Source organism: Burkholderia sp. MBR-1, from assembly GCF_013822785.1.
Taxonomy (GTDB): Bacteria; Pseudomonadota; Gammaproteobacteria; order Burkholderiales; family Burkholderiaceae; genus Burkholderia; species Burkholderia vietnamiensis.
This window is the reverse complement of record NZ_CP053609.1, coordinates 1,420,483-1,437,221: the sequence shown is the minus strand read 5'-3', so window position 1 is coordinate 1,437,221 and position 16,739 is coordinate 1,420,483. Positions and strand designations below refer to the sequence as shown.

Sequence of the window (16,739 nt, the reverse complement as noted above, 5' to 3'; positions counted from 1 at the left end):
GCCGGCGACGGCCGGTGCAGGCACGCGCCGGCGGCCGTCGCGCAGTCCGACGCCCGACGCCCGATTCTCGCGCGTCGCCGCGCGCAGCGCACGGCCCTGCCGCGAGCAGGGGCAAGCGGGCCTAGCAGACGTCCTGCATGTTGCGCGCCAGATCGTCGAGCAGCATCCGCGCGGTGGCGACGTTGGTCGCGACCGGCACGTCGTGCACGTCGCACGCGCGCACCAGCGCGGTGATATCGGGATCGTGCGGCTGCGCGGTCATCGGGTCGCGCAGGAACACGACGACGTCGACGCGGCCGTCGGCCAGCTCCGCGCCGATCTGGAGATCGCCGCCGAGCGGCCCCGACAGCTTGCGCTCGACCTCGAGCCCGTGCGCGGCGGCGATGCGCCCACCGGTCGTGCCCGTCGCGACCAGCCGGCATTGCGCGAGCGTGTCGCGGTACTGGCCCGCGAGCGCGACGATCTCGTCCTTCTTCGCGTCGTGCGCGATCAATGCGATGCGGGGTTTGCTCATCTGCGATTCCTTCTTGGTTCGGTTGTCGTCGTGGGGGAAGCGGCGCGGCGGCTCAGAACGTGCCCGGATAGGCGCCGCCGTCGAGCAGCCAGTTCTGGCCCGTGATGTAGCCGGCATGCACGCTGCACAGGAACGCGCATGCCGCGCCGAATTCGGCGCGCGTGCCGAGCCGCCCGGCCGGGATGTCCCGCGTGCGGCGCGCGCGCAGCTCGTCGACCGTCACGCCCTGCGCGTTCGCCGCCGCGGCAAGCGTGGTCGCGATCCGGTCGGTGTCGAACAGCCCCGGCAGCAGGTTGTTGATCGTCACGCCCTGCCCGGCCACCTTGCGCGCGAGGCCCGCGACGAAGCCGGTCAGCCCCGAGCGCGCGCCGTTGGACAGCGCGAGCACGTCGATCGGCGCCTTCACGGCCGAGCTGGTGATGTTGACGATGCGGCCGAAGCCGCGCGCGATCATCCCGTCGACGGTCGCGCGGATCAGCTCGATCGGCGTCAGCATGTTCGACTCGAGCGCGCGGATCCAGTCGTCGTGCGAGAAGTCGCGGAAGTCGCCGGGCGGCGGGCCGCCGGCATTGTTCACGAGAATGTCCGGCTGCGGGCACGCGGCGAGCGCGGCCGCGCGGCCGTCGGGCGTCGTGATGTCGCACGCGACCGTGGCAACCGACACGTTCGACGCCGCGCGGATCTCGTCCGCGGTTCGCTCGAGCGTGTCGCGCGTGCGCGCGACGATCACGAGGTTCACGCCTTCGGCGGCCAGCGCTTCCGCGCAGCCGCGCCCGAGGCCCTTACTCGCCGCGCAGACGAGCGCGGTCTTTCCTGCGATGCCGAGATCCATCGTCGATTCCTTCATGGCGACGCGCGCCGCGGTAGGCCGGCCCGCGGCGCCGGACCGGCGAACGGTCGCGAACGGGCGGGCGCCGGCCGGTGCGGCGCGCGGATTGTCGTGAGACGTCGATAATATCCGGATCGGATGGCCCGCCTTGGTAAAATTGCGGCCATCGGCGACGGCCGGCCCGGCGCCGGCTTCGCCCCCCATTCCCTTTTGCCGTCAAGGCACCCCGTCATGAAACAGGACAGCCGTTTCCCGAATCTCTTCATCCTCGATCACCCGCTGATCCAGCACAAGCTGACCCACATGCGCGACAAGGACACGTCCACGCGCACGTTCCGCGAGCTGCTGCGCGAGATCACGCTGCTGATGGGCTACGAGATCACCCGCAACCTGCCGATCACGACCAGGCGCGTCGCCACGCCGCTCGTCGAGGTCGACGCGCCGGTGATCGCGGGCAAGAAGCTCGCGATCGTGCCGGTGCTGCGGGCCGGCATCGGGATGTCGGACGGCCTGCTCGACCTCGTGCCGTCGGCGCGCGTCGGCCACATCGGCGTGTACCGCGCCGACGACCACCGCCCGGTCGAATACCTGGTGCGCCTGCCCGACCTGGAAGACCGCGTGTTCATCCTGTGCGACCCGATGGTCGCGACCGGCTATTCGGCCGTGCATGCGGTGGACGTGCTCAAGCGCCGCAACGTGCCGGCCGCGAACATCGTGTTCGTCGCGCTGGTGGCCGCGCCCGAGGGCGTGCAGGTGTTCCAGGACGCGCATCCGGACGTGAAGCTGTACGTCGCGTCGCTCGATTCGCACCTGAACGAGCACGCGTACATCGTGCCGGGCCTCGGCGACGCGGGCGACCGCCTGTTCGGCACCAAGAACTGACCCGCATGCCGCACGGGGCCGCGTGGCCCTGCGCCGGCCGTTCGGCCAAGCGCGGCGGCCCCGAAGCGACGGTCTGCGCGTGATAAAATCCCGTTCCACTCGACACGCGCGGCCCCGCGGCATCACGCCCGCCGATACGGCCGCCGATTCAACGACACATTGGCACAATCGCCCGCGCCACGCGCCCGGGCACGGAGAAAGGTATGGCTGGTCATTCGAAATGGGCCAACATCAAGCATAAGAAGGCAGCGGCCGACGCGAAGCGCGGCAAGATCTGGACCCGCCTGATCAAGGAAATCCAGGTCGCGGCGCGCCTCGGCGGCGGCGACGCGAGCTCGAACCCGCGGCTGCGTCTCGCGGTCGACAAGGCGGCCGACGCGAACATGCCGAAGGACAACGTCAAGCGCGCGATCGACCGCGGCGTCGGCGGCGCGGACGGCGCGAACTACGAAGAAATCCGTTACGAAGGCTACGGCATCAACGGCGCGGCGATCATCGTCGACACGCTGACCGACAACCGCACGCGCACGGTCGCAGAAGTCCGCCACGCGTTCTCGAAGTTCGGCGGCAACATGGGCACCGACGGCTCGGTCGCGTTCATGTTCGATCACGTGGGCCAGTTCCTGTTCGCGCCCGGCACGTCGGAAGATGCGCTGATGGAAGCGGCGCTCGAGGCCGGCGCGGACGACGTCAGCACCAACGACGACGGCTCGATCGAAGTGCTGTGCGACTGGCAGGCGTTCTCGGCGGTGAAGGATGCGCTCGAAGCCGCCGGCTTCAAGGCCGAACTCGCCGAAGTGACGATGAAGCCGCAGAACGAAGTCGAATTCACCGGCGACGATGCGGCGAAGATGCAGAAGCTCCTGGACGCGCTCGAGAACCTCGACGACGTGCAGGAGGTGTATACGAACGCCGTCATCGTCGAGGAATGAGATGCCGGCCGCCGTGCGCCTCGTGGCGACGGCGGCCCGACCGATTTCGCGGCCGGCGCGCCTGAGCGTGCCGGCCGCCCTGTTTTCTAGTCTGCGGGGAATCCCATGAAACTACTCGTCGTCGGTTCCGGCGGCCGCGAACATGCGCTGGCGTGGAAGCTCGCGCAATCGCCGCGCGTCCAGATGGTCTACGTCGCGCCGGGCAATGGCGGCACGGCGCAGGACGAGCGTCTGAAGAACGTCGACATCACGTCGCTCGACGCGCTGGCCGATTTCGCGGAAAGCGAAGGCGTCGCGTTCACGCTGGTGGGGCCGGAAGCGCCGCTCGCGGCCGGCATCGTCAACCTGTTCCGCGCGCGCGGCCTGAAGGTGTTCGGCCCGACCCGCGAAGCCGCGCAGCTCGAAAGCTCGAAGGATTTCGCGAAGGCGTTCATGAAGCGCCACGGCATTCCGACCGCCGACTACGAAACCTTCTCCGATGCAGCCGCCGCGCACGCGTACCTCGACGCCAAGGGCGCGCCGATCGTCGTGAAGGCCGACGGCCTCGCGGCCGGCAAGGGCGTGGTCGTCGCGATGACGCTGGAAGAGGCGCACGCGGCAGTCGACATGATGCTGTCGGGCAACAAGCTCGGCGATGCGGGCGCGCGCGTCGTGATCGAGGAATTCCTCGACGGCGAGGAAGCGAGCTTCATCGTGATGGTCGACGGCAAGCATGCGCTCGCGCTCGCGTCCAGCCAGGACCACAAGCGCCTGCTCGACGAGGACCGCGGCCCGAACACGGGCGGCATGGGCGCGTATTCGCCCGCACCGATCGTCACGCCGCAAATGCATGCGCGCGTGATGCGCGAGATCATCATGCCGACGGTGCGCGGCATGGAGAAGGACGGCATCCGCTTCACGGGCTTCCTGTATGCGGGCCTGATGATCGACAAGGACGGCAATCCGCGCACGCTCGAATTCAACTGCCGGATGGGCGACCCCGAGACGCAGCCGATCATGGCGCGCCTGAAGAGCGATTTCTCGAAGGTCGTCGAACAGGCGATCGCGGGCACGCTCGACACGGTCGAGCTCGACTGGGATCGCCGCACCGCGCTCGGCGTGGTGCTGGCCGCGCACGGCTATCCGGATGCGCCGCGCAAGGGCGACCGCATCAACGGCATCCCGGCCGAAACCGAGCAGGCGGTGACGTTCCATGCGGGCACGACGCTCGACGGCGACAAGCTCGTCACGTCCGGCGGCCGCGTGCTGTGCGTGGTCGGCCTCGCCGATTCGGTGCGCGAAGCGCAGCAGCATGCGTACGACGCGATCAACCAGATCAATTTCGAAGGCATGCAGTACCGCCGCGACATCGGCTTTCGCGCGCTGAACCGCAAGAGCACGTGATGCCGCCACCGCCGCGCTGCGCGAGCAGCCGGCGGCCCCTGCTGCCGGGTTCGCTAGAATGGCCGGCAGACGTCCTTTTTTGCGACTCCCGCCTGCGGCGGGAGCGCCCAGTCCAGACATGACCGATTCGACCTACGACGTAGCGCGCGTGCGCACGTATCTCCAGGGCCTGCAGACACGCATCGCCGACGCGCTCGGCGCGCTCGACGGCACGCCGCTCGCGACCGACGCGTGGCAGCGCGGCCCTGAAGAGCGGCTGCGCGGCGGCGGCTGCACGCGGATTCTCGAAGGCGGCCGCGTGTTCGAGCGCGCGGGCATCGGTTTTTCCGACGTCGCGGGCGATGCGCTGCCGCCGTCGGCGAGCGCCGCGCGCCCGCAGCTGGCCGGCCGCGGCTTCGAGGCGCTCGGCGTGTCGCTGGTGCTGCACCCGCGCAACCCGTACTGCCCGACCGTCCACATGAACGTGCGCATGCTGATCGCGACGAAGCCCGGCGAAGCGCCGGTCTTCTGGTTCGGCGGCGGCATGGATCTGACACCGGTTTATCCGTTCGAGGACGACGCACGGCATTTCCACCAGACCTGCAAGGCCGCGCTCGACCCGTTCGGCGCCGAGCTTTACCCGCGCTTCAAGACCTGGTGCGACGAGTACTTCTTCCTGAAGCACCGCAACGAGACGCGCGGCATCGGCGGGATCTTCTTCGACGATTTCTCGGAACCCGGTTTCGAACGCTCGTTTGAGATGATGCAAAGCGTCGGCGACGCGTTCCTGAACGCGTATCTGCCGATCGTCGAGCGCCGCGCGGCGCTGCCGTACGGCGAGCACGAGCGCGAGTTCCAGGCGTACCGGCGCGGCCGCTACGTCGAATTCAACCTGGTGTTCGACCGCGGCACGCTGTTCGGGCTGCAAAGCGGCGGCCGGACCGAGTCGATCCTGATGTCGATGCCGCCGGTGGCCACCTGGCGCTACGACTGGCAACCGGCGCCCGGCTCGGCGGAAGCGCGTCTCGCGGAATTCCTCGTGCCGCGCGACTGGGTCTGACCGGCCGCCTCAACGACAGGACACGTTTTTCTGGACACCTCCGCCCGCCCCACCCCGCAGCCGCCGTCGCAGCCGCCGTCACAACGTATCGGCCTGCTCGGCGGCACGTTCGACCCGATCCACGATGGCCATCTCGCACTCGCGCGCCGGTTCGCCGACGTGCTGCAGCTGACCGAGCTCGTGCTGCTGCCGGCCGGACAGCCGTATCAGAAGCGCGACGTGTCGGCCGCCGAGCATCGGCTCGCGATGACCCGCGCCGCGGCCGGCTCGCTGGCGCTGCCGGGCGTCGCGGTCACCGTCGCGACCGACGAGATCGAGCACGCCGGGCCGACCTACACGGTCGAGACGCTCGCGCGCTGGCGCGAGCGCATCGGCCCCGATGCATCGCTGTCGCTGCTGATCGGCGCCGACCAGCTCGTGCGCCTCGACACCTGGCGCGACTGGCGCAAGCTGTTCGACTACGCGCACGTGTGCGCGTCGACGCGCCCCGGCTTCGACCTCGGCGCGGCGTCGGCCGACGTCGCACGCGAAATCGCGCGGCGTCGGGCCGATGCCGAGCAGCTGAAGGCGACGCCATCCGGGCGTCTGCTGATCGATACGACGCTCTCGTTCGATATCGCCGCAACCGACATCCGTGCGCACCTGCGCGAATGCATCGCGCGTCATGCGCAAATGCCCGACGCGTCGGCCGAGCATGTGCCGGCCGCCGTCTGGGCCTATATTCTTCAACATCGTCTCTACCATTCCTGATTCCATGGATATCCGCAAACTGCAGCGCGTGATCGTCGACGCTCTCGAAGACATCAAGGCGCAAGACATCAAGGTGTTCAACACCAGCCATCTGACCGAACTGTTCGACCGCGTGATCGTCGCGTCGGGCACGTCGAACCGCCAGACCAAGGCGCTCGCCTCGAGCGTGCGCGACAAGGTCAAGGAAGCCGGCGGCGAGATCGTCAGCTCCGAGGGCGAGGACACCGGCGAATGGGTGCTGGTCGATTGCGGCGACGCGGTCGTCCACATCCTGCAGCCCGCGCTGCGCCAGTACTACAACCTCGAGGAAATCTGGGGCGACAAGCCGGTGCGGATGAAGCTCGGCGGCGACAAGGGCCAGAGCGGCTTCGCGACCGCGAGCGAAGGCGACGACGAGGAAGAGGAAGCGCCCGCCCGTCCGGCGCGCAAGACGGCGGCCCGCCGCCGCTGAGTCGCAGGCGGTCGTTTCGATGAAGCTTTACATCCTCGCGGTCGGCCACAAGATGCCCGGCTGGATCGCGTCCGGCTTCGACGAGTACACGAAGCGGATGCCGCCGGAGTTGCGCATCGAGCTGCGCGAGATCAAGCCCGAACTGCGTTCGGGCGGCCGCAGCGCGGAAAGCGTGATGGCGGCCGAGCGGCAGAAGATCGAGGCCGCGCTGCCGAAGGGCGCGCGCATCGTCGCGCTCGACGAGCGCGGCCGCGACTGGACCACGATGCAGCTCGCGCAGGCGCTGCCCGGCTGGCAGCAGGACGGCCGCGACGTCGCGTTCGTGATCGGCGGCGCCGACGGGCTCGATCCGGAACTGAAGGCGCGCGCCGATCTGCTGCTGCGCATCTCCAGCATGACGCTGCCGCACGGGATGGTGCGCGTGCTGCTTGCCGAACAGCTTTACCGCGCGTGGAGCATCACGCAGAATCACCCCTACCACCGCGCATGACGCGTCGTCCTCGGGACGCGCGCCGCGCGCGTTCACCGAGATAACGACACCATGCCGTCCAGCACGTCCCCCGCAGTTTTCCCGATCCTTTACCTCGCATCCCAAAGCCCGCGCCGCCAGGAGCTGCTGCAGCAGATCGGCGTGCGCTTCGAATTGCTGCTGCCGCGCCCCGACGAAGACGCCGAGGCGCTCGAAGCCGAACTCGCCGGCGAAGCGGCCGACGCGTACGTGCAGCGCGTGACGGTCGCGAAGGCCGAGGCCGCGCGTGCGCGGCTCGTCGCGAGCGGCAAGCCGGCCGCGCCCGTGCTCGTCGCCGACACCACGGTGACGATCGACGGCGCGATCCTCGGCAAGCCGGCCGACGCCGACGACGCGCTCGCGATGCTGACGCGTCTCGCCGGCCGCGAACACGAAGTGCTGACGGCCGTCGCGGTGATCGGCGCCGACGGCGCGCTGCTGCCGCCGGCGCTGTCGCGCTCGTCGGTGCGCTTCGCGGCCGCGCCGCGCGACGCGTTCGAGCGCTACGTCGAAACCGGCGAACCGTTCGGCAAGGCGGGCGCATATGCGATCCAGGGCCGTGCGGCCGAATTCGTCGAGCGAATCGCCGGTTCCCATTCGGGTATCATGGGTCTGCCCCTTTTTGAGACAGCCGCGTTGCTCCGTGCCGCGCGCGTCGCCTTCTGAATCCCACCATGAACGAAGAAATCCTGATCAACCTCACGCCGCAGGAAACGCGGGTCGCACTCGTGCAGCAGGGCGCGGTGCAGGAGCTTCACGTCGAGCGCACGCTGTCGCGCGGGCGGGTCGGCAACATCTATCTCGGCAAGGTCGTGCGCGTGCTGCCCGGCATGCAGTCGGCGTTCATCGACATTGGTCTGGAGCGCGCGGCGTTCCTGCACGTCGCGGACATCTGGCATCCGCGGCTCGCGGGCGAGCCGCAGTCGGGCGCGCCGCACCAGCCGATCGAGAAGATCGTGTTCGAAGGTCAGACGCTGATGGTCCAGGTGATCAAGGACCCGATCGGCACGAAGGGCGCGCGCCTGTCGACGCAGGTGAGCATCGCGGGCCGCACGCTCGTCTACCTGCCGCAGGAGCCGCACATCGGCATCTCGCAGAAGATCGAGAGCGAGGCCGAGCGCGAGGCCGTGCGTGCGCGGCTGACCGCCGTGGTTCCGCCGGACGAGAAAGGCGGCTACATCGTGCGCACGATCGCCGAGGATGCGAGCTCCGAGGAGCTCGCCGGCGACGTCGCGTATCTGCGCAAGACCTGGGCGACGATCGTCGCGCAGGCGCAGCGGCTGCCGGCGACGAGCCTGCTGTACCAGGATCTCGATCTCGCGCAGCGCGTGCTGCGCGATTTCGCGAACGACCAGACGACGCGCATCCAGGTCGATTCGCGCGAGACGTACCAGCGCCTCGCGGAATTCGCGGCCGAGTTCACGCCGGCGGTGAGCCCGAAGCTGCATCACTACACCGGCGAGCGGCCGCTGTTCGACCTGTACAACATCGAGACGGAGATCCAGCGCGCGCTGTCGCGCCGCGTCGACCTGAAGTCGGGCGGTTATCTGATGATCGACCAGACCGAGGCGATGACGACGATCGACGTGAACACCGGCGGCTACGTCGGCGCGCGCAACTTCGACGACACGATCTTCAAGACCAATCTCGAGGCGGCGCACACGATCGCGCGCCAGCTGCGGCTGCGCAACCTCGGCGGGATCATCATCATCGACTTCATCGACATGGAGAACGCCGAGCATCGCGACGCGGTGCTCTCCGAGCTGAAGAAGGCGCTGTCGCGCGACCGCACGCGCGTGACGGTGAACGGCTTCTCGCAGCTGGGGCTCGTCGAGATGACCCGCAAGCGCACGCGCGAATCGCTCGCGCACGTGCTGTGCGAGCCGTGCCCGACCTGTCAGGGCAAGGGGCAGGTCAAGACCGCGCGCACCGTGTGCTACGACGTGCTGCGCGAAATCCTGCGCGAGTCGCGCCAGTTCAATCCGCGCGAATTCCGCGTGATCGCCGCGCAGCAGGTGATCGACCTGTTCCTCGACGAGGAGTCGCAGCATCTCGCGATGCTGATCGACTTCATCGGCAAGCCGGTGTCGCTGCAGGTCGAGTCGAATCTGAGTCAGGAGCAGTACGACATCGTGCTGATGTAGCGCTGGTGGCGCGCCCGTCTCGTCCGGGACGGGCGCGCGTCGGTCTCAACGTTGATCGTCGGCGTTGTAACTCCAGATCACGCGCCCCCAGCTGGTCGACTCGATGTCCGGAAACTTCTCTCCGGCGCTGAAATAGCGCCGCCCCTGCTCGCTCCCGAGCGCCGGGCTGATCCACCAGCCGCTCCGCGGCACGACTTCGCCCGGCCTGCCTTTCAGCCTCGTGCGTGAAACGAGCGAAGCCGGTTCTGCGTCGGCGCGCGGGGCAACCGGGCACCATTCGATCCGGTCCTTTCTCGCGATCGTGCTCCGTTCGATCGTACGGCGCGCCTCCGGCGTGTCGTCGAACTTCGTTTGGTCCAGCACCGATCCGTCGGGTGCGCTCCAGAACGTGCCGCCGTGAAAATCCACGCCTTCCAGGTTCGCCCCTCGGAAATCGACGCCGCTCAGGTCGCAGTTCTCGAACGACGTTCGGACCAGACGCGCGTCGTCGAGCCGTGTCGCAGAAAAATTGCATTCGACGAATCGGGCGCCCGAGAAATTGGAGCCGCGGGCGTCGTTCGATCCGAATTTGACACCATGGGAACCAAAGATCACCGCTACTTCATGGACAAGTGTTTGACTCTTGGAACCGAAAATCCGGAACAGACGATCAACAATGCCGACAGCATCGCAGGATATGTAATCTACAATGCATAAATATCTTACCCCGCTACTTCTCACCCTATCCAATTCCTCATTTGCATGCACCGCAAGCGAGAATTTCGATATTTATTTTCCCGCGAACAGCTCGACGGTTCCGAATGCAGAGATCGTTCGCCTGACGAATTGGATAATCGATCAGCAGATCACTTACGCCAATCACACCACTGACGAAGCAACACTCGTCAGCGGCCACGCTGAAGAAGCCGAGCACCAGGCATCGAAACTTGCTCGGTCTCGCCTGGAAGCAGGGCGAACGTTGCTCGAGCAACTGGGCTTCCTGCGTGGCACCGTCAAAACGAGTGCGCGAGTCTATTCGCACGGCGATGTGGACAACGGGCGGCGCGTAGAAATCTCGTTTGAACCCGATTGCCCGAACAAATGCTGCACCGGCAAGTAGCATCGCCCGATCGGAGCGCTGGAGCACGACAGGAGCGCCCGATCAGTCCCGATGGGGCCCGCCCGATGACGATCCGCAATCGACGAACAGCGGCCGCCCCGAAATATTGAGGTTTGTTTAGGTAAACCGACGATGCTCCTTTGGCGGCGCGGACGGCAGCGCTAACCTTCCCGTATCATCTCGCATCACGGCAGCACGCCTCAAATCGTTCCGCACCCGCCGGTGCGCTGCGCTTTTCCACCCCGCATTCACTCAGCACCTACACCATGAGCAAAAGCCACAACCGCCGCCAACGCAAGAAGCTCCACATCGGCGAATTCCAGGAGCTCGCGTTCAACGCGACCGCGCAATACCGCACCGAGCTGTCCGACCTCGAGCGCGGCCAGCTGATCGATGCCTTCATCGACTTCGTCGAAGCGAACGGCCTGCTGACCGTCGCATCCGCCGACGAAGGCATCGGCGCATACGTGATCTCCGGCGCGCCGCGCGGCACGACCACCGACGCCGACCGCGAGACCGTGCGCGCATGGCTCGCCGCCCGCGCCGAGCTGACCGACGTGCAGGTCAGCGAATTCAGCGACGCGTGGTACCCGGACGCCTGACGTTCCAGGGGCCGCCCGGCCCGTCCACCACCGACGCCGCCTGTCCGCCGCCACGCGGTCAGGCGCGCTTCCGCACCCTTCCCCGCCCCTTCCCGTTCCCGCCGTTCGGCGCAATCCCCGCGCCCCGCTCCCATTCCTCGGCAGAAATCGGGTGCTGAAAGGAAGACACGTTAAACTCTCACCTCGCGTGGTGCGCCGCCCGCACCCGCCATCCATCGCCAGACGCGAGCCTGACGGCCCGCCCCCCGACCCATGGAGTGAGTGTCAATGAGCGGCGGACTTCCGTTTCCCGCATCCCGCATGTCGTTCCCGTCGTCGACGGTCATGGTCGCTCTCGCGGCCGCCGCACTGCTGTCCGGCTGCGGGCTGCTGCCCGTGCAGAATCCGCCCGCGCCGATCAGCGAGGCGCTCGTCGAGCCCATCGGCGAAACCGCCGGCGAACCCCTGACGATGCCGCCCGTCCCGCCGCTCGTACAGCCCGAAGGACAGGAAGCGCCGAAGAAGCCGCACCGCGAGGTGACGCGCTCGAAGCCCGTGCAGCGCCCCGAATCGCCCACGCCGCCGCCCCCACCGCCGCCCCCGCTCGTTGCAACGCGTCCGATCGAGCGTTCGCAGATCCACGCGCTGCTCGACAGCGAAGTCGCCCGCCGCAACGGCAAGGTGGTCGGCCGCGCGGTCGACATGGTCGTCGACGCGGGCGGCAAGCCGCGCGAGATGATCGTCAATCTGCAGGGCTTCATGGGCATCGGCGACCGTAAGGTCAGCTTCCCGTGGAGCGTGTTCCGCTTCACGCCGGGCGGCAAGCAGGAGCCGATCGTGCTCGACGTGCCGGCGGGCGACCTGCCGCCCGCCGCACGGCCCAAGGCCGTGCCGCTGTCGGGCTCGGCCGCGGCGTCGCCGGCGACGCGACTGCCGATGCTCGACAGCGACGTCGAACGCCCGAACGGCACGAAGATCGGCCGCGTCATCGACGTGCTGATCGACCGCGGCGCGCAGCCGCAGGCCGTCGTGCTCGACCTCGGCGGCCTCGTCAATACCGAGCGACGCTCGATTGTGGCCAGCTGGGGCGCGCTGCGCTTCGTCACGCGCGACAAGGCGCTGCATCCGCAGCTCGACCTGAACGACGCGCAGATCAAGGCGGCGCCGCCCTATGCGGCCGACAAGCCGATCGTCGTGGTATCGCCACCGCCTGCCGCCGCGCCGGCTTCGCCTGCGAGTGCTGCCCGATGACGATCAAGCATGCCGTCAGCGTGCGCAGCCTCCGGGCGCTCGACTGGCTCAACTTCTTCGTTGCAAACGTTCAAACCGGATTCGGGCCGTTCATCGCGTCCTACCTCGCGTCGCACAAGTGGACGCAGGGCGAGATCGGCATGGTGCTGTCGATCGGCACGATCAGCGCGATGGTCAGCCAGGTGCCGGGCGGCGCCGCGGTCGACGCGCTGAAGAACAAGAAAGGCGCGGCCGCATGGGCGATCGCGGCCATCATCCTGTCCGCGGTGCTGCTCGCGTCGAGCCCGACGATCGTGCCGGTGATCGCGGCCGAGGTGTTCCACGGCTTCGCGAGCTGCATGCTGGTGCCGGCGATGGCCGCGATTTCGTTTTCGCTGGTGGGCCGCGCCGACCTCGGCGACCGCCTCGGCCGCAACGCGCGCTGGGCCTCGATCGGCAGCGCGGTGGCCGCCGGCCTGATGGGCCTAACCGGCGAGTATTTCTCCGCGCGCGCGGTGTTCTGGCTGACCGCGGTGCTCGCGTTGCCCGCGCTGTTCGCGCTCGCGATGATCCAGCCGACGCACGAAGTGATCCCGCATGCGTCGAAGGCCGACGAGCGCGACGATGCCGACGAAGGCGAGGATCGCGAGACGCTGCTCGAGCTATTGCGCGATCGCCGGATGCTGACCTTCGCGGCGTGCGTCGTGCTGTTCCACCTGTCGAACGCGGCGATGCTGAACCTGGCGGCCGGCGAAGTCACGGCCGGGATGGGCGAGAACGTGCAGCTCGTGATCGCCGCGTGCATCATCGTGCCGCAAGCGATCGTCGCGATGCTGTCGCCGTGGGTCGGCCGCTCCGCGCAACGCTGGGGCCGCCGGCCGATCCTGCTGCTCGGCTTCTCCGCGCTGCCGGTGCGCGCGCTGCTGTTTGCCGGCGTGGGCAGCCCGTACCTGCTGGTGCCGGTGCAGATGCTCGACGGCATCAGCGCGGCCGTGTTCGGCGTGATGCTGCCGCTGATCGCGGCCGACGTCGCCGCCGGCAAGGGCCGCTACAACCTGTGCATCGGGTTGTTCGGCCTCGCGGCCGGCATCGGCGCGACGCTCAGCACGGCAGTGGCCGGCTACGTCGCCGATCACTTCGGCAACGCCGTCAGCTTCTTCGGGCTGGCCGCGGCCGGCGCGCTGGCCGTGCTGCTCGTGTGGCTCGCGATGCCGGAAACGCGCGTCGAAAACGGCGACGCGAACGTCGGCGAGCCGGCGCCCGCGTCGCCCGAACAGGCGCACTGACGCCGCGCTGCCGTCCGCTGTTTCCCCGACCGACCAGATGAATACGATCAGGACATTCAACGAAGCCCGCCGGCAGATCCAGCAGTCGATCTTCGATCTGCTCAAGGGGCTGACCTTCGGCGAACGGCTCGCGCAAGGCGCGCTGATGGCGCTGCAGGCCGTCTGCAGCGCGTGCCTCGCCTTCGCGATCGGCCGCGCGCTGCACACCGAGCAGGCCGTGTGGGCCGCCATTACGGCGATCGCCGTCACGCAGCACAACTATTCGGACACGATGTCGCTGTCGCGCGACCAGTTCGTCGGCGCGATGATCGGCGGCCTGACGGGCTTCGCGGGCGCGGCGCTCGGCGGCGACCGGCTGCTCGCGTATGCGATCACGGTCGCCGTCGCGATCGTCGTGTGCTGGTGTCTGAACGTGGGGAGTGCCGCACGGCTCGGCGGCGTGACCGCGACGATCGTGCTGCTGTTTCCGGGCAACGGCCCGCTGTGGGACATTCCGCTGATGCGGCTAGGCGAAGTGGCGCTGGGCACCGTGTGCGCGCTGGGCGTGTGCTGGGCGATGTCGCTGATCGAGCGACGCTGGTTTCGCCGCGCCGCGGGCTAGGTCCGGCCGCACGCGAGGCGATCGCCGGGGCGCCGGCCCCGGCAGCCTGGTGCGGCAGCGATCGGGCGAAACGGTTAGGGGCCGACCCGCAACACGATGCCCGAGCCGATCTGCACGAGCAGATAATCGCCGCCGACGCCGACCCACTGATAGCCGCGCGGGGGCGCGCTCAGATGGTAGCCGCGCCAATCGTCGACGACGTACTGGCGATCGCGGAATTCGGGCGGCAGCCGGTCGCCCCGGTGCCAGTCGCGGCGAGGCTGATCGGCCCAGCGCGGCGGTACGTCGTCGTCGCGATGCATCGCCTGACCGGGCGGCATGTGCTTCGGGCCGTGGCCGCGGTGCATGCCGGGGCCGCCGTGATCGCCGTAGTTGCCCTGGTTGCCGTGACCTTGCGCCATCGCGGCCGGCGCCGCGAAACCTGCCGCGACCAGCGCGGCCAGCATCATCCCGTGCATCTTCGTCATCGTTCTTCCCTCCGTGTCGTCATGCCGAACAGGAAACAACCGGACCTGCACGATCAAGGCTAGCACATGGCACGCGGGGCGCACGGCGCATGTGCCGAACGTCAGGCCGCCTGCTGCTGATACTGGATTCGATGCAGATGCGCGTAGAGCCCGCCGTGACGCAGCAATTCGTCGTGGCTGCCGGACTCGACGATCTTGCCGGCCTCGAGCACGAGGATGCGGTCCGCGCGCTCGATGGTCGACAGCCGGTGTGCAATCACGAGCGTCGTGCGCCCTTCCATCAGCCGTTCGAGCGCGGCCTGCACGTGACGCTCGGATTCGGAGTCGAGCGCGGAGGTCGCCTCGTCGAGGATCAGAATCGGCGCGTCCTTGTAGATCGCGCGCGCGATCGCGAGCCGCTGCCGCTGGCCGCCCGACAGGCGCATGCCGTTGCCGCCGACCAGCGTGTCGAGCCCATCCGGCATCGCGGCGACCGCGTCGGCGAGGTTCGCGGCTTCGAGCGCGGCCTGGACGCGCGCGCGGTCCGGCGTCTGCCCGTACGCGACGTTCGCGGCGATCGTGTCGTTGAACAGCACCACGTCCTGGCTGACCATCGCCATCTGCCCGCGCAGCGCGTGGATGTCGAAGTCGCGGACCGGCACGCCGTCGACCAGGATCGTGCCGCCGGTCGGATCGAAGAAGCGCGGCAGCAGGTTCACGAGCGTCGTCTTGCCGCTGCCGGACGGCCCCGCGAGCGCGATCATCTCGCCCGGCGCGACCTTGAACGAAATGCGGTCGAGCGTCGGCCGCTCGGCCGCGCCGTAGTCGAACGACACGTCGCGGAATTCGATCTCACCGCGCGCATGCGGCAGCTCGCGGCCGCCGCCCTGCGGCTCGGCCGGCTCGTCGATCAGCCCGAAGATCAGCTCGGCGGCGGTCATGCCGCGCTGCAGCGGCTGGTTCACGTCGATCAGATGCTTGAGCGGCGAAATCACCAGCAGCATCGACGTGACGAACGCGACGAAGCCGCCGACCGTCGTCTGGTCGTTCGTCGACTGCACGACCGCGATCGTGATCACCACCGCGAGCGCGATCGACGCGAGGAATTGCGTGAGCGGCTGCGCGAGGCCGCCGGAGATCGTCATGCGCATCGCATAGCCGCGCAGGCGCTTGCTCATCGAGGTGAAGCGGTCGAGTTCGTACGCTTCGCCGTTGTGCACCTTGACGACCTTGTACCCGCCGACCGTCTCCTCGACGATGTACGACAGCTCGTTGGTCAGCGTCTGGTGCTCGCGGTTCAGGCGGCGCAGGCGGCGATTGATCTTGCTGACCAGCCAGCCGATGCCCGGCAGGATCACCGCGACGATCAGCGTGAGCCGCCAGTTCAGGATGAACAGGTAGCCGAGCAGGAACACGACGGTCAGCGAATCGCGCACGAGCGTGACCATCACGCCGGTCAGCACCGACAGGATCTGGTTGACCTCGAACACGATCGCGTTGATCACGGTGCTCGCGGTCTCGCGCTGGAAGAACGACGCGCCCGTGTGGATCATCCGCTGGAACATCTCGAGCCGCAGCTGCAGCAGGATGCGGTTCGATACGTAGTTGAGCAGGTAATTGGACGCGTACTGCGACACGCCGCGCACGAGCGCGAGCCCGATCACCGCGATCGGCACGTACCATTTCGCGCGATCGCTGCCGTGCGAACCGAACCCGTGGTCGAGCAGCGGCTTGAGCAGCGCCGGAATGCCGGCCTCGGTGGCGGCGACGACGCCCATCGTCATCACGGCGAGCACCACGATGCCGATCAGCGGCCGGATGTACGGCCACAGGCGCTTGAGGACCGTGACCGGCGACGTGCTGGTGCCGTCCATCGGTTTGCGAAGAGTGTTCTGGGTTTCCAAGGCAATCCTTCTTGAGCCGTGACGCGGCGCCCGGCGCGTCGGCGCCAGGGATTCGCCTCGTCCGGCGGGTGCCGAAAAAGGCCCAACATTATAGCTGCACCGCCCCCGCGGGCACGGCCGCTGCCGACGCGCGGGTATACTCCCGCTCACCGTTTTCTCC

The 16,739-nt window shown here is 68.4% G+C and carries 19 protein-coding genes and 1 pseudogene; 14 read left to right on the top strand and 6 right to left on the bottom strand.

Annotation, left to right across the window (positions count from 1 at the left end; genetic code table 11):
- Positions 1–121: 121 nt before the first annotated feature.
- Together MBR110_RS06590 and MBR110_RS06585 are read right to left on the bottom strand one after the other, a co-directional pair.
- Positions 122–514 (bottom strand): methylglyoxal synthase, encoded by a 393-nt coding sequence (locus tag MBR110_RS06590; RefSeq protein ID WP_014723386.1) that lies wholly within the window; start codon positions 512–514, stop codon positions 122–124.
- A gap of 52 nt (positions 515–566) precedes the next feature.
- Entirely contained in the window at positions 567–1,346 is a 780-nt protein-coding gene (locus MBR110_RS06585) for an SDR family oxidoreductase (protein WP_041493976.1), read from the bottom strand.
- A 228-nt stretch (positions 1,347–1,574) separates the two neighbouring features.
- On the opposite strand from MBR110_RS06585, the gene upp reads away from it, so the two are divergent.
- The 9 genes from upp (at position 1,575) to rng (ending at position 9,432) form a co-directional block, all read left to right on the top strand.
- Positions 1,575–2,225 carry a uracil phosphoribosyltransferase gene (gene upp / locus MBR110_RS06580; RefSeq protein ID WP_011885574.1) on the top strand — a complete coding sequence of 217 codons (651 nt, stop codon included), beginning with the start codon at positions 1,575–1,577 and terminating at the stop codon, positions 2,223–2,225.
- A gap of 203 nt (positions 2,226–2,428) precedes the next feature.
- Complete coding sequence (locus MBR110_RS06575; RefSeq protein WP_011885575.1) at positions 2,429–3,157, top strand: YebC/PmpR family DNA-binding transcriptional regulator; 729 nt, start codon at positions 2,429–2,431, stop codon at positions 3,155–3,157.
- 105 nt (positions 3,158–3,262) lie between these two features.
- Positions 3,263–4,540 carry a phosphoribosylamine--glycine ligase gene (gene purD / locus MBR110_RS06570; protein WP_011885576.1) on the top strand — a complete coding sequence of 426 codons (1,278 nt, stop codon included), beginning with the start codon at positions 3,263–3,265 and terminating at the stop codon, positions 4,538–4,540.
- 118 nt (positions 4,541–4,658) lie between these two features.
- Complete coding sequence (gene hemF / locus MBR110_RS06565) at positions 4,659–5,579, top strand: oxygen-dependent coproporphyrinogen oxidase (RefSeq protein WP_014723389.1); 921 nt, start codon at positions 4,659–4,661, stop codon at positions 5,577–5,579.
- 30 nt (positions 5,580–5,609) lie between these two features.
- Complete coding sequence (locus MBR110_RS06560) at positions 5,610–6,329, top strand: nicotinate-nucleotide adenylyltransferase (protein WP_181709257.1); 720 nt, start codon at positions 5,610–5,612, stop codon at positions 6,327–6,329.
- Positions 6,330–6,333: 4 nt separating this feature from the next.
- On the top strand, positions 6,334–6,780 hold the full coding sequence (gene rsfS / locus MBR110_RS06555; RefSeq protein ID WP_011885579.1) for a ribosome silencing factor: 447 nt from the start codon (positions 6,334–6,336) through the stop codon (positions 6,778–6,780).
- A 19-nt stretch (positions 6,781–6,799) separates the two neighbouring features.
- Positions 6,800–7,270: a 23S rRNA (pseudouridine(1915)-N(3))-methyltransferase RlmH gene (rlmH, locus tag MBR110_RS06550; protein ID WP_011885580.1), complete on the top strand. Its 471-nt coding sequence runs from the start codon at positions 6,800–6,802 to the stop codon at positions 7,268–7,270.
- Between the two features lie 51 nt (positions 7,271–7,321).
- Positions 7,322–7,954, top strand: a complete 633-nt coding sequence (locus MBR110_RS06545) for a Maf family protein (RefSeq protein WP_045578914.1) — start codon at positions 7,322–7,324, stop codon at positions 7,952–7,954.
- 8 nt (positions 7,955–7,962) lie between these two features.
- Complete coding sequence (rng, locus tag MBR110_RS06540) at positions 7,963–9,432, top strand: ribonuclease G (protein ID WP_011885582.1); 1,470 nt, start codon at positions 7,963–7,965, stop codon at positions 9,430–9,432.
- A gap of 45 nt (positions 9,433–9,477) precedes the next feature.
- Here rng and MBR110_RS06535 read toward each other — a convergent pair whose 3' ends face one another.
- Complete coding sequence (locus tag MBR110_RS06535) at positions 9,478–9,840, bottom strand: hypothetical protein (protein ID WP_230973108.1); 363 nt, start codon at positions 9,838–9,840, stop codon at positions 9,478–9,480.
- Between the two features lie 42 nt (positions 9,841–9,882).
- Positions 9,883–10,026, bottom strand: a pseudogene (locus tag MBR110_RS32060) (pentapeptide repeat-containing protein); the annotation flags it as partial.
- A gap of 94 nt (positions 10,027–10,120) precedes the next feature.
- Here MBR110_RS32060 and MBR110_RS06530 point away from each other — a divergent pair.
- The 5 genes from MBR110_RS06530 (at position 10,121) to MBR110_RS06510 (ending at position 14,229) form a co-directional block, all read left to right on the top strand.
- Entirely contained in the window at positions 10,121–10,531 is a 411-nt protein-coding gene (locus MBR110_RS06530; RefSeq protein ID WP_181709228.1) for a hypothetical protein, read from the top strand.
- Between the two features lie 266 nt (positions 10,532–10,797).
- On the top strand, positions 10,798–11,133 hold the full coding sequence (locus MBR110_RS06525) for a YggL family protein (protein WP_011885587.1): 336 nt from the start codon (positions 10,798–10,800) through the stop codon (positions 11,131–11,133).
- Positions 11,134–11,400: 267 nt separating this feature from the next.
- Positions 11,401–12,363, top strand: coding sequence for a PRC-barrel domain-containing protein (locus tag MBR110_RS06520; RefSeq protein WP_181709227.1), 963 nt, complete (start codon positions 11,401–11,403; stop codon positions 12,361–12,363).
- A complete protein-coding gene (locus MBR110_RS06515; protein ID WP_059668663.1) occupies positions 12,360–13,628 on the top strand; it encodes an MFS transporter in 1,269 nt (422 codons plus the stop codon). Before MBR110_RS06520 ends, MBR110_RS06515 begins: the two co-directional genes overlap by 4 nt.
- 37 nt (positions 13,629–13,665) lie before the next feature.
- Entirely contained in the window at positions 13,666–14,229 is a 564-nt protein-coding gene (locus MBR110_RS06510) for an FUSC family protein (RefSeq protein ID WP_011885590.1), read from the top strand.
- 74 nt (positions 14,230–14,303) lie between these two features.
- On the opposite strand, the gene MBR110_RS06505 is transcribed toward MBR110_RS06510, so the two are convergent.
- Complete coding sequence (locus MBR110_RS06505; RefSeq protein ID WP_011885591.1) at positions 14,304–14,696, bottom strand: RcnB family protein; 393 nt, start codon at positions 14,694–14,696, stop codon at positions 14,304–14,306.
- A gap of 101 nt (positions 14,697–14,797) precedes the next feature.
- Positions 14,798–16,549 (bottom strand): lipid A export permease/ATP-binding protein MsbA, encoded by a 1,752-nt coding sequence (gene msbA / locus MBR110_RS06500; protein ID WP_034194045.1) that lies wholly within the window; start codon positions 16,547–16,549, stop codon positions 14,798–14,800.
- Positions 16,550–16,739: the final 190 nt, after the last annotated feature.